Source organism: Streptomyces sp. NPDC088745, assembly GCF_044751045.1.
GTDB classification, from domain to species: Bacteria; Actinomycetota; Actinomycetes; order Streptomycetales; family Streptomycetaceae; genus Streptomyces; species Streptomyces cremeus.
Genome location: NZ_JBIVLB010000001.1, coordinates 680,461 through 692,536 on the forward strand (window position 1 = coordinate 680,461; position 12,076 = coordinate 692,536).

The 12,076-nt window shown below is 70.6% G+C and carries 11 protein-coding genes; 4 read left to right on the plus strand and 7 right to left on the minus strand.

The features are described from left to right. Window positions 1-27: 27 nt before the first annotated feature. Window positions 28-822, minus strand: a complete 795-nt coding sequence (locus tag ACIP93_RS03110) for a carbon-nitrogen family hydrolase (protein WP_345221055.1) — start codon at window positions 820-822, stop codon at window positions 28-30. Between the two features lie 191 nt (window positions 823-1,013). Here ACIP93_RS03110 and ACIP93_RS03115 point away from each other — a divergent pair, with 191 nt between their 5' ends. Next, on the plus strand, window positions 1,014-1,844 hold the full coding sequence (locus ACIP93_RS03115) for a maleylpyruvate isomerase family mycothiol-dependent enzyme (protein WP_401755041.1): 831 nt from the start codon (window positions 1,014-1,016) through the stop codon (window positions 1,842-1,844). 79 nt (window positions 1,845-1,923) lie between these two features. On the opposite strand, the gene ACIP93_RS03120 is transcribed toward ACIP93_RS03115, so the two are convergent. The 5 genes from ACIP93_RS03120 to pdhA form a co-directional block, all read right to left on the minus strand. Then, the gene (locus ACIP93_RS03120) at window positions 1,924-3,225 is read right to left on the minus strand and encodes a nitrate/nitrite transporter (RefSeq protein ID WP_401755044.1); all 1,302 of its coding nucleotides are present in this window, start codon (window positions 3,223-3,225) and stop codon (window positions 1,924-1,926) included. After that, window positions 3,222-3,863, minus strand: a complete 642-nt coding sequence (locus ACIP93_RS03125) for a GntR family transcriptional regulator (RefSeq protein WP_401755047.1) — start codon at window positions 3,861-3,863, stop codon at window positions 3,222-3,224. Before ACIP93_RS03125 ends, ACIP93_RS03120 begins: the two co-directional genes overlap by 4 nt. Before the next feature lie 77 nt (window positions 3,864-3,940). After that, window positions 3,941-5,386, minus strand: a complete 1,446-nt coding sequence (locus ACIP93_RS03130) for a dihydrolipoamide acetyltransferase family protein (protein WP_401755050.1) — start codon at window positions 5,384-5,386, stop codon at window positions 3,941-3,943. Window positions 5,387-5,400: 14 nt separating this feature from the next. Continuing rightward, a complete protein-coding gene (locus ACIP93_RS03135; protein WP_401755053.1) occupies window positions 5,401-6,381 on the minus strand; it encodes an alpha-ketoacid dehydrogenase subunit beta in 981 nt (326 codons plus the stop codon). Between the two features lie 3 nt (window positions 6,382-6,384). After that, entirely contained in the window at window positions 6,385-7,554 is a 1,170-nt protein-coding gene (pdhA, locus tag ACIP93_RS03140) for a pyruvate dehydrogenase (acetyl-transferring) E1 component subunit alpha (protein WP_345221043.1), read from the minus strand. A gap of 327 nt (window positions 7,555-7,881) precedes the next feature. Between pdhA and ACIP93_RS03145 the strand changes: the two genes are divergently transcribed. The 3 genes from ACIP93_RS03145 to ACIP93_RS03155 all read left to right on the plus strand — a co-directional run bounded on the left by ACIP93_RS03145 (window position 7,882) and on the right by ACIP93_RS03155 (window position 10,185). Beyond that, on the plus strand, window positions 7,882-8,544 hold the full coding sequence (locus ACIP93_RS03145) for a response regulator transcription factor (protein ID WP_345221041.1): 663 nt from the start codon (window positions 7,882-7,884) through the stop codon (window positions 8,542-8,544). Between the two features lie 106 nt (window positions 8,545-8,650). Then, entirely contained in the window at window positions 8,651-9,070 is a 420-nt protein-coding gene (locus tag ACIP93_RS03150) for a pyridoxamine 5'-phosphate oxidase family protein (RefSeq protein WP_345221039.1), read from the plus strand. 35 nt (window positions 9,071-9,105) lie between these two features. After that, a complete protein-coding gene (locus tag ACIP93_RS03155) occupies window positions 9,106-10,185 on the plus strand; it encodes a phosphotransferase (RefSeq protein ID WP_401755058.1) in 1,080 nt (359 codons plus the stop codon). A 12-nt stretch (window positions 10,186-10,197) separates the two neighbouring features. Here ACIP93_RS03155 and ACIP93_RS03160 read toward each other — a convergent pair whose 3' ends face one another. Further along, on the minus strand, window positions 10,198-11,922 hold the full coding sequence (locus tag ACIP93_RS03160; protein ID WP_401755061.1) for a protein kinase: 1,725 nt from the start codon (window positions 11,920-11,922) through the stop codon (window positions 10,198-10,200). Between the last annotated feature and the right edge of the window lie 154 nt (window positions 11,923-12,076).

Below are 12,076 nucleotides of genomic sequence, written 5' to 3' on the forward strand. Positions count from 1 at the left end.
CTGGCGCCCGGCGGCGCGCCGGCCGCCTCAGCGACGGGGTGCGGCGAGCCCCAGGAGCCGGTCCTTCAGCGCCGGGAACTGCTCCCTGGTGGCCTCGGGACGCCCCGGTTCCAGCTCGACCACGAGCACCTCTTCCCCGGGCCCCGCCTCGGCCAGCACCTCGCCCCACGGGTCGACCACGATGCTGTGCCCGGCCTGCTCGACACCGCCGTGCGTCCCAGCGGTGCCGCAGGCCAGGACGTACGCCTGGTTCTCCACGGCCCGGGCCCTGGCCAGCAGCGTCCAGTGCCCGCGCCGCTTGGCGGGCCATCCTGCGGGGATCACGAAGGCGGTGGCCCCCGCGTCGAGGAGTCCCCGGAACAGCTCGGGGAAGCGCAGGTCGTAACAGGTGGCGAGCCCCAGGCACAGTCCAGGCGTGCGTACGGAGACCAGCTCGCCGCCCGCCGCCATCAACGCCGCCTCGCCCTCGTCGAAGCCGAAGCGGTGGATCTTCCGGTAGACGGCGGCGAGTTCGCCCTCGGGGGAGAAGACCAGGGAGGTGTTGAAGAGAGGGCCTTCGGGATCGCGCTCGACGAACGACCCGGCGTGCAGCCAGACCCCGGCGTCCCGCGCGGCCTTCGCCATCACCTCGTACGTCGGGCCCTCCAGCGGTTCCGCCTCCTCGGCGAAGCCCTCGTACGCCCACGCACCGGTCGGCCAGAGCTCGGGAAGCACCACCAGGTCGCTGTCCTGCTGCGCCCGCACCAGTGAAGCGACCCGCTCCCGACGGGAATTGACCGATTCATCGTCGTTTACGTCGATCTGGAGCAGAGAGGCGCGCACACTACCACCGTCCTGGCATTCGAGCCGTCAACACGGGCCTACGATCGTCACACGAAAGCACTGCCGGGGTGCCTCCGGGCAGCGTAACTTAGCGTCCAAGTCCGCCACCCAGACCGCACCTGCCCGCACGCACGCACGGCAACCCAGCCGCACCGTCCGCGCCGCCGCCACTGAACCGCCCGAGGGGTCCCGTGACCGTCCACCATCCCGCCCTGCAAACCTACGCCGACGCCTGGACGCACTCCATAGAGGCGATATCCGAGCTGGTGAAGCCGCTCGTCGAGGGCGAGTGGAACCGCCGCACGCCCTGCCCCGGCTGGTCGGTGCGCGACCTCGTCTCCCACGTCATCGGCGCGGAGTGCGAGATGCTGGGCGACCCCCGCCCGATCCACTCGCTGCCCAGCGACCTCTTCCACATCACCTCCGACATCGCCCGCTATCTGGAGGTGCAGGTCGACGTCCGCCGCCACCACACCGCGCCGGAGATGACCTCGGAGCTGGAGTACACGATCATCCGACGCAACCGGCAGTTGCGGAACGAGACCCGCTCGCCCGACACCCTGGTCCGCTCGCCGCTCTCCGGCCGCGAGATCCCCCTGGAAACGGCGCTGCGCATGCGGGCGTTCGACGTGTGGGTGCACGAGCAGGACCTGCGCACCACCTTCCGGCAGCCCGGCAACCTGGACTCCCCCGGCGCCTACGTCGCCCGGGACTTCCTGCTGAACGCCCTGCCCAAAGTCGTCGCCAAGGACGCGGGCGCACCACCCAACTCGGCGGTCGTCTTCGACGTGCACGGACCGGTCGAGTTCCTGCGCACGGTCCGCGTCGACGCCCAGGGCCTCGGCACCATCGACGGCACCCCCTCGCTGGGCCCGCTCGTGACGATCGCCCTGGACTGGGAGACGTACTACCGGCTGGCCTGCGGTCGCGTGCGGCACGCGACGGTGGCCGACCTCGTGAAGATCGAGGGCGACGAGGACCTGGCCCACGAGATCCTGCGGAACTTCGCGGTCACCCCGTAGCGGTGTTTCACGTGGAACACCGGCCGTCCGGCGTCACATGCGGGTCGTTTCCCGTGGAACACCGCCCGGAGCAGGGCCGTCACACCGGTACGTGCACGGCTTCGACCCTGCTCGCCACCAGGTGCTCCCGCTCCCGCCGTGCGGTCCGCGTGCGCAGCCGCAGGATCTGGGTCAGCCCCACCGCCTCCAGCACGAACACCGAGGCGAACGCGATCCGGTAGTTGTCGCCGGTCGCGTCCAGGAGCACGCCCACCGCGAACAGGGTGGTCATGGAGGCGATGAAGCCGCCCATGTTCACGATGCCCGAGGCCGTGCCCTGCCGCTCCGGCGGATTCGCGGGCCGCGCGAAGTCGAAGCCGATCATCGAGGCGGGCCCGCACGCCCCGAGCACCACGCACAGGGTCACCAGCAGCCACCCCGGCACGTGCTCCCCGGGATAGGCGATCGTGGCGCCCCACAGGAGGGCGGTCGCCGCCACCGTGCCGAGCGCCAGCGGAACCCGCGCCGCGTGGTGCCGGCCGATGACCTGGCCGTACACGAGCCCGATGGCCATGTTGGAGAGGACCACCAGCGTCAGCAGCTCTCCGGCCGCCGCCCGCGACATGCCCTGTGCCTCCACCAGGAACGGCATCCCCCACAGCAGCAGGAAGACCATCGCCGGGAACTGGGTGGTGAAGTGCACCCACATCCCGAGCCGGGTGCCGGGCTCCCGCCAGGCGGCCGCGATCTGCTCACGTACGAACGAGGGTCCGGCCTTCGCAGGACGCGGCGGCTCGTGGCCCTCGGGGTGGTCCTTGAGGAACAGCAGCGTCAGCACGAGGACGGCCACCCCGGCCGCCGCACTGCCGACGAAGGTCGCCGTCCAGCCGTACCCGTGCAGGGACCGCGCGATCACCAGCGTCGAGACGAGGTTGCCCGCCATCCCGAACAGGGCGGCGACCTGCGCGATCATCGGCCCGCGCCGGGCCGGGAACCAGCGGGTGCCCAGCCGCAGCACGCTGATGAAGGTCATCGCGTCGCCGCAGCCGAGCAGCGCGCGGGAGAGCAGCGCCATGCCGTACGTCGGCGAGAGCGCGAAGCCCAGTTGGCCGAGCGTGAACAGTGCCGCGCCGATGAGCAGCACCTTCTTGGTGCCGAGCCGGTCGACCAGGAGGCCGACGGGTATCTGCATGCCCGCGTACACGAGCAGTTGGAGTATCGAGAAGGTGGACAGCGCGGAGGCGTTGACCTGAAAGCGGTCGGCGGCGTCCAGGCCGGCGACGCCCAGGCTGGTGCGGAAGATGACGGCGACGAAGTAGACGGCGACGCCGATCGACCACACGGCGACCGCCTTGCGGCCGCCGGGCGGGTCGCCGTGCACGACGCGGGCTGCGGGCTTCATCGGTCGTCCCCCCTGACCAGGGTCTTCACCCGGCTGACATGGCGGCGTACGCAGGCAGCCGCGGCTTCCGGGTCGCCGGCCCGGAGGGCGTCCAGCATCTCGGCGTGCTCGGCGATATTGAGCGCGATGCGGTCCGGGTGGGCCTCCATCACGGCGACGCCCATCCGCAGTTGCCGGTCGCGCATCTGGTCGTAGAGGCGGGAGAGGATCTTGTTCCCGGCGTTGCGGACGATCTCGGCGTGGAAGCAGCGGTCGGTGACGGCGACCTCCGCCAGGTCGCCCGCGACCGCCCGCTGCTGCTGCTCGGCGAGCAGCTCTTCGAGGCGGGTGAGCAGCCGGGGCGAGGCGGGAATCGCCTTGCGCACCGCGAACTCCTCGACCAGCAGCCGGGTCTCCACCACGTCCGCGATCTCCTGCGCGGAGACCGCGAGGACCAGGGCGCCCTTCTTCGGGTAGAGCTTGATGAGCCCCTCGACCTCAAGACGCAGCAGCGCCTCGCGCACCGGAGTGCGGGAGACGCCCACGGCCTCGGCGAGATGGCCCTCGGTGAGGAGCGTCCCGCCTTCGTAGCTGCGGTCGAGCACCCCCCTCTTGATGTGGTCGTATACACGTTCGGCGGCGGGGGGTGCGGCAGGCATGCGCACAGCTTAGATACAACAGGTGTGCAAGAGAAAGGCCCGTCCGCGATGCGGACGGGCCCCTCTGGGAGCTGCGGTTACGCCCAGGTGATCAGGCGCTTCGGGTGCTCCAGGACCGCCGCCGTGTCGGCCAGGACCTTGGACCCGAGCTCGCCGTCGACCACCCGGTGGTCGAAGGACAGGGCCAGCGTGGTGACCTGGCGGGCCTTGACCTTGCCCTTGTGGACCCAGGGCTGGAGCTTGATGGCGCCGACCGCGAGGATCGCGGACTCGCCCGGGTTCAGGATCGGGGTGCCGGTGTCGACGCCGAAGACGCCGACGTTGGTGATGGTCACCGTGCCGCCCTGCATGGCTGCCGGGGAGGTCTTGCCCTCGCGGGCGACCGACACCAGGTCGGCCAGGGCGGACGCCAGTTCGGGCAGGGTCTTGGCCTGGGCGTCCTTGATGTTCGGGACGATCAGACCGCGCGGGGTGGCCGCGGCGATGCCCAGGTTCACGTACTCCTTCTGCACGATCACCTGGTTCTCCTCGTCCCAGGTGGCGTTGACCTCCGGGTTGCGCCTGATGGCGACGAGGAGGGCCTTGGCGATGAGCAGGAGCGGGTTGATCCGCAGCCCCGCCATGCCGTACTTGTCGGGGTCCGCCTTGAGTTCCGCGACCAGCTTCATCGTGCGCGTCACGTCGAGGGTGATGAACTCAGTGACGTGCGGTGCGGTGAAGGCGCTCTTCACCATGGCGGCCGCGGTGGCCTTGCGGACGCCCTTGATGGGGGTGACCTTTTCGCGGGAGGCGGGCGCGGACGCGCCGGTTCCGGCGAGGTCCACCGGGGCGGCCGGGGCGGCCGGTGCCTCGGTGACCGTTTCACGTGAAACATCCGGCGCGGCGGCCGGGGCGGCCGCCGCGTGGACGTCCTCCCGCGTGATGACGCCGTTCGCACCGGTCGGCGTGACCGTCGCGAGGTCGATGCCCAGGTCCTTGGCCAGCTTGCGGACCGGCGGCTTGGCGAGGGGGCGCGTGCGCTCCTCGACGGCCTGGACCGAGGTGGAGGTGCCGTTCAACTCGGCCTGCACGGAGGCCGAGTAGGCCGCCTTCTCGGGTGCGGACGTGTCCGTCTTGCGGGCCCGGCGCTTGGTCGAGGACTCGGCGACGCCGTACCCGACCAGGACCGGCTGACGGCCCTTGGGCGCCTCGTCCTCCGCCGGCTCCGCCACGGACGCGGGAGCGGGAGCGGCGACCGGCTCGGCCGGAGCGGCAGTACCCGGCGCCACGTCGACCACGATGATCGACGTGCCGACGTCGACCGTCACGCCCTCCTCGAAGCGGAGCTCGTGCACCACGCCGTCGTACGGGATGGGCAGCTCGACAGCCGCCTTCGCCGTCTCGACCTCGCACACGACCTGCCCGTCGGTGACGGTGTCACCGGGCTGGACGTACCACTTGAGGATCTCGGCCTCCGTGAGGCCCTCGCCCACATCGGGCAGCTTGAACTCGCGGTAGCGGGCAGCGTTCTGCGTCTGTGTCATGTCAGTCGGCCCCTTCAGTACGCGAGCGAGCGGTCGACGGCGTCGAGCACCCGGTCCAGACCCGGCAGGTACTCCTCCTCCAGGCGCGCCGGCGGATACGGGGCGTGGTATCCGCCGACCCTCAGCACCGGTGCCTCCAGGTGGTAGAAGCAGCGCTCGGTGATGCGGGCGGCGATCTCCGCGCCCGCGCCGTAGAACACCGGTGCCTCGTGCACGACGACCAGGCGGCGGGTCTTCTCGACCGAGGTCTGGATGGCGTCGAAGTCGATCGGGGACATCGAGCGCAGGTCCACGACCTCCACCGACTTGCCCTCCTCGGCGGCGGCGGCCGCCGCCTCGACGCAGACCTTCACCATCGGCCCGTACGCGACCAGCGTGAGGTCCGTGCCCTCGCGGGCGACCTCGGCCCGGTGCAGTGGCGCGGGGACGGCCTCCGTGTCGACCTCGCCCTTGTCCCAGTAACGGCGCTTCGGCTCGAAGAAGATCACCGGGTCGTCGCCCTGGACGGCCTGCTGCATCATCCAGTACGCGTCGGACGCGTTGGAGGGGGAGACCACCTTCAGGCCCGCGACGTGCGCGAACAGGGCCTCGGGCGACTCGCTGTGGTGCTCGACCGCGCCGATGCCGCCGCCGTAGGGGATGCGCACGACGACCGGCAGCTTGATCTTGCCGAGCGAGCGGGCGTGCATCTTCGCGAGCTGCGTGACGATCTGGTCGTACGCCGGGAAGACGAAACCGTCGAACTGGATCTCCACGACGGGCCGGTAGCCGCGCAGGGCGAGGCCGATCGCGGTGCCGACGATGCCCGACTCGGCGAGCGGGGTGTCGATGATCCGGCCCTCGCCGAAGTCCTTGAACAGACCGTCGGTGACCCGGAAGACGCCGCCGAGCTTGCCGACGTCCTCGCCCATGACGAGGACCTTGGGGTCGTTCTCCAGCGCGGTGCGGAGCGACTCGTTGATCGCCTTGGCGATCGGAAGCTTCTTGACTGCCATGGCTTACTTGCCCTCCTCGGCGAACGACGCCTGGTAGGCGGCGAACTGGGCGCGCTCCTCGTCGACGAGCGCGTGCCCGTCCGCGTAGACGTTCTCGAAGATCGCCATGGTGTCGGGGTCGGGCATGGCGCGCACGGCCTCGCGGACCCGCTTGCCGAGGGTCTCGCTCTCGGCCTCCAGCTCCTCGAAGAAGGCGGCGTCGGCGAGGCCCTCCTTCTCCAAGTACGTGCGCACGCGCAGGATCGGGTCCTTCGCCTCCCATGCCTCGCGCTCCTCGTCGGCCCGGTACTTCGTCGGGTCGTCGGAGGTGGTGTGCGCGCCCATGCGGTAGGTGAACGCCTCGACCAGCGTGGGTCCTTCGCCGCGGCGGGCCCGCTCCAGGGCGGACTTCGTGACGGCGAGACAGGCCAGGACGTCGTTGCCGTCGACGCGGACGCCGGGGAAGCCGAAGCCCTGGGCACGCTGGTAGAGCGGCACCCGCATCTGCTTCTCGGTGGGCTCGGAGATCGCCCACTGGTTGTTCTGGCAGAAGAAGACCACCGGGGCGTTGTAGACCGCGGAGAAGGTGAACGACTCGGCCACGTCGCCCTGCGAGGACGCGCCGTCGCCGAAGTACGCGATCACGGCGGAGTCCGCGCCGTCCTTGGCCACGCCCATGGCGTAGCCGGTGGCGTGCAGGGTCTGCGAGCCGATGACGATCGTGTACAGGTGGAAGTTGTTGCTGTTGGGGTCCCAGCCGCCGTGGTTCACGCCGCGGAACATGCCCAGCAGGTTCGTCGGGTCCACCCCTCGGCACCAGGCGACACCGTGCTCGCGGTAGGTCGGGAAGACGTAGTCGTCGTCCCGCAGCGCGCGGCCCGAGCCGATCTGCGCGGCCTCCTGGCCGAGCAGCGAGGCCCACAGGCCCAGCTCGCCCTGGCGCTGGAGCGAGGTCGCCTCGGCGTCGAAGCGGCGGGTGAGGACCATGTCCCGGTACAGCCCGCGCAGCTCGTCGGCCGACAGGTCGATCTCGTAGTCCGGGTGCGTGACCCGCTCGCCCTCGGGCGTCAGCAGCTGGACGAGCTGCGGCTCGCCGGCGGCCGGTGCGGGGGTCGTCTTCTTGGCGCTGGCGCGCTTGGTGCCTGCTCCGCTGCTGCGTCGCGGTTTACGCGCGGCAGTGCTCTCCACGGTCACGTGCGTGCTCCTCCGTCGGTCCGGCCCCCGGGGTCTGCCGGGAAACCAGTGCGGCTCGCCCTGAATCCGTACCCGCGCACGGGGTGGGTGCGGCTCGGCCGGGACAGGGCGTGACAGGTGCCCCGGCGAGCGCCCTGTCAAAAGAACGTTACCCAGTGCTTCGCATAACTGCGAAACCCCATTTGACCTGCGATTTTGCTTGGATTTCCAAGTAAATCGAGGAATGCGGGAACAATCACTGGTCAGAGCCTTGCGGGCCGCCGGAACAGGGGAACGTTATCCCGGTCACCTCGGGCACGGGAAGACTTCGTATGTGAGGATGGCGGCGTGCGCGAATCAGGCAAAATTACTGTTTTCCTTCTTGATGACCACGAAGTCGTCAGGCGGGGCGTCCATGAATTGCTCTCCGTCGAGGACGACATCGAGGTCGTCGGCGAAGCGGGCACAGCGGCAGACGCCCTGGTCAGGATCCCTGCGACCCGTCCCGATGTCGCCGTCCTGGACGTCCGGCTGCCGGACGGGAGCGGAGTGGAGGTCTGCCGCGAAGTTCGTTCGCAGAACGAGGACATCAAATGTCTGATGCTCACCTCGTTCGCCGACGACGAGGCCCTTTTCGACGCGATCATGGCCGGTGCGTCCGGCTATGTCCTCAAGGCCATCCGCGGCAGTGAACTCCTGTCGGCCGTCCGGGACGTGGCCGCCGGCAAGTCCCTCCTCGACCCGGTGGCGACCGCCCGCGTCCTGGAGCGGCTGCGGGCCGGCAACAACGCCAAGGGCGACCAGCGCCTGGCCAACCTCACCGAGCAGGAGCGCAAGATCCTCGACCTGATCGGCGAGGGCCTCACCAACCGCGTGATCGGCGAGCGCCTCCACCTCGCCGAGAAGACGATCAAGAACTACGTCTCCAGTCTGCTCTCCAAGCTGGGCATGGAGCGCCGTTCGCAGGCCGCCGCCTATGTCGCCCGCATGCAGGCCGAAGAGCGCCGCTGACCTGGCGGAAAGCACCACTGGAGACCCCGCTGATCAGGCGCTTTGTGACTTTTCTCGGGACCTAGGTCTCTTTTGGCCGGCCTGCTGCATCGCGCACAGTGAAGCCATGCCCACTTCCGAGCGCTTCCGCGCGATGCAGCTGCTGACCTCCGTTCCGTACGGCCGGGTCGCCACCAGCATGCGTGCGCTGCCGTTCCTCGCCGTCGCCCGGCATGTGGTGACCGACGGCGCGGTCCTGCTGCGGATGCACGCCGGTTACGGCTACCACCAGGCGTGCAACGGCAGCGTCGTGGCGTACGAGACCGACAACTTCAACTCCGGCGAGCAGTCGCTGTGGTCCGTGCAGGCCACCGGCGAGGCCCGTGTGATCGAGCCGACCGAGGCCGAGCGGGAGCTGTTCGGACCAGGGCCGCAGGAGGTCGAGGGTGAGCCCTTCGATCCCGTCCACATGCGGATCGACCCGCAGTTCTTCCTGGTCCACACCCTGCGCGACGTCCGCGAGCGAAGCCTCCAGCACACAGGGTGAGACCACCTGACCGCCCGTGATCTACCATCTGCCGGGTGCCGCGCTCATCTGTATCCGCAGAACCTGCCGAGTCTGCCGACATCGCCGGACCGGTCGCCGTTTCACGTGAAACATCGGCGCCCGTTCCGCCCCTCGGCGGCCTGCTGCGCCGGTACGCGTTCCTGGGCGAGCCGGTGTCCTGCGAGCCCGTCGCCCAAGGTCTGCTGAACCACGGTTTCCGGCTGACCACCACCCGCGGCGTCTACTTCCTCAAGCACCACCTGGACGGCGACCACGCCGCCATCGCCCGCCAGCACGGTGCCACCCAGCGCCTGGCCGCCCTCGGCGTCCCCGTCGCTCCGCCCCTTCCGACCACCGAAGGCGACACCGTCGCGGTGGTCGAGGGGCGCTGCTACGCCCTGCACCCCTGGGTCGACGGCAGCCACCGCGACGGCGCCCAGCTCACTGAGGCCGAGTCGCTGCGCCTGGGCGCCCTCCTGGGCGTCGTGCACACCTGCCTGGCCCAGGTCATGGAGTCCGCGGCGGGCCGGGACGGCGAGGAACTGAGCGCCGACCCCCGCGACAGCTTCGAGACCATCGAGGAACTGCTCCTGCTGGCCCGCACGAGTCGTCCCCGGGACGCCTTCGACGGTCTGGCCGAACACCGCCTCCTGGAGCGCCGCACGCTCCTGGAGCGGCACGCTCACCGCCGCCCGCCCGCCGGGGCCGAGCCCACCGCCGGCTGGGTGCACGGCGACTTCCACCCGCTGAACCTGCTCTACCGGGGCGCGGAGCCCGCGGCCATCGTCGACTGGGACCGGCTCGCGGTGCAGCCCCGCGCCGAGGAGGCGGTCCGTGCGGCCGCCATCTTCTTCGTACGGCCCGACGGGGAGCTGGAGCTGACGAAGACCCGCGCGTACGCACGGGCCTACCGGCGCACCACGGGGGCCGGGGAGGCGGAGCTGGCGGCGGCCGTGCACCGGGTGTGGTGGGAGCGGCTGAACGACTTCTGGATACTGCGCTGGCGCTACCAGTTGCACGACCGAAGGGCCGACCCGCAGTTTCCTGCGGCGTCGGCCCTGGCGGTCTGGTGGACCGAGGAGTACGAAGCCGTGCTGGACGCCTTCGCGGGGTGAGAGCGGGTCCGGTTACGTGGTCTTGCCGGCCGGGTCCGTGCCCTGGACCGCGCCCGCGCCGCCCGGTGCGCCGCCGGGGGTGCCGCCCGGCGTACCGCCGCCGGGAGTGCCGCCGGGGGTGCCGTTGTCGTCTCCGCCCGGTGTACCGCCGTTGGGCGTGCCGCCGTTGGGAGTGCCGCCATCGTCACCGCCCGGCGTACCGCCGCCCGGCGTACCGCCGTTGGGGGTGCCGCCGTTGGGAGTGCCGCCGTCGTCACCGCCCGGAGTGCCGCCGGGGGCGCCGCCCGCGTCATTGCCCCCGTTGCCGGTCGGGGGCTTCGTCGGGTCCTTCGTCGGCGCCTTCGTCGGGTCCTTGGACTTCGTCTTGGAGGGCTTGTTGACCGGCGGCGGCGGGTTGCCCCCGGTGGTCGAGGTCGAGGAGCTGTTGCTCTGGCTGTTGCCGCCGGAGGAGTCCTCATCCGTGGGCGACTCGTCGTCGGACGGGGTCTGTCCGGGGGTGCTCTTGACGGTCGGGGTGTGGGTCGGCTTCCCACTGGGGTCATCGTTTGTGAACACGCCGTTCGCGGCCGCCACACCGCCCGCGATCGCCAGGAGCGCGATCACCGCGATGATCCAGATCTTGGCGCGGCTGGGACGGTCGTCGTAGTCGGCGTCGTACGCCCCGTCGTGCGGGTTCTGCGGCGGCAGCATCGCGCCGCCCGGCCGGAACTGCGAGGTGTCTCCGTGCGCCGGGTGTCCCATGGCGGCCGTCGCCGCGACGCCGTGCGCCGGGGTGTAGCCCGACTCGTGCATCTCGACCGGGCCGGTGTTCCAGGTGCCCGTGTGGCTGCCCTGCTGCTGGAGCATCTGGAGGCCGTACTGGACGAGACCGCGCATCTCCTCGGCGCTCTGGAACCGGTCGTCCGGGTCCTTCGCGAGGGCGCGCATGGCCAGGCCGTCGAGTTCCGGCGGCGCCACGTCCGACATCTCGGACGGCGGCACCGGCAGGTCCTGGACGTGCTGGTAGACCACCGACAGCGGCGTCTCGCCCATGAAGGGGGGCCGCAGGGCGAGGAGCTCGTACAGCAGGCAGCCGGTGGCGTACAGGTCGCTGCGGTGGTCGACGGCCTTGCCGAGCGCCTGCTCCGGGGAGAGGTACTGCGGGGTGCCCATGACCATGCCGGTCTGCGTCATCGTCGACTGCACCCCGTGCAGGGCGCGCGCGATGCCGAAGTCCATCACCTTGACCGCGCCACCGTGCGTGATGATCACGTTCGCGGGCTTGATGTCGCGGTGCACGATGCCGTGCTGGTGGCTGTACGCGAGGGCCTCCAGCACGCCGGAGACGATGATCAGCGCCTGCTCGGGGCCCGGGGCCTCGGCGTTGAGCAGCAGGTCGCGGATGGTGTTGCCCTCGACGAGCTCCATCACGATGTACGGGACGAGGTTGCCGTTGATGCGGTCCTCGCCGGAGTCGTACACGGCCACCACGGCGTGGTGGTTGAGGCCGGCGACCGACTGCGCCTCACGCGTGAAGCGCGCCTTGGCGACGGGGTCCTCCGCCAGGTCGGAGCGCAGCAGCTTCACCGCGACCGTGCGGCCCAGCCGTACGTCCTCCGCGGCGAAGACCTCGGCCATGCCGCCGCGGCCGAGACGATGGGTCAGCCGGTAGCGACCATCGCCGACAAGTCCGCCCATACCGAACGATTCCGGCAGGTCAGACACTCCACCGCCGGTGTCCTCGGGTTCGGGTGCCATCAGTCCTCGCCGTCATCATCTGTCCGCGCCCGCGGGTCCGTACGGTCCGAAAACCGACGGTTCGTAAGCCCGCGTCGCGGTGGTTCACAGGGTTCTCCGCCACGTCACGCTACAGCCTCATGCGTGGCCCCTCTGCTATCAGATGGACCTGCCA

Bases quoted from the DNA above. Each gene is read 5' to 3' on its own strand.
- ACIP93_RS03120 (WP_401755044.1), bottom strand. From the start codon at position 3,225: ATGAAGCCCGCAGCCCGCGTCGTGCACGGCGACCCGCCCGGCGGCCGC.
- ACIP93_RS03125 (WP_401755047.1), bottom strand. From the start codon at position 3,863: ATGCCTGCCGCACCCCCCGCCGCCGAACGTGTATACGACCACATCAAG.
- ACIP93_RS03130 (WP_401755050.1), bottom strand. From the start codon at position 5,386: ATGACACAGACGCAGAACGCTGCCCGCTACCGCGAGTTCAAGCTGCCC.
- ACIP93_RS03135 (WP_401755053.1), bottom strand. From the start codon at position 6,381: ATGGCAGTCAAGAAGCTTCCGATCGCCAAGGCGATCAACGAGTCGCTC.
- ACIP93_RS03150 (WP_345221039.1), top strand. From the start codon at position 8,651: ATGCCCACTTCCGAGCGCTTCCGCGCGATGCAGCTGCTGACCTCCGTT.
- ACIP93_RS03160 (WP_401755061.1), bottom strand. From the start codon at position 11,922: ATGGCACCCGAACCCGAGGACACCGGCGGTGGAGTGTCTGACCTGCCG.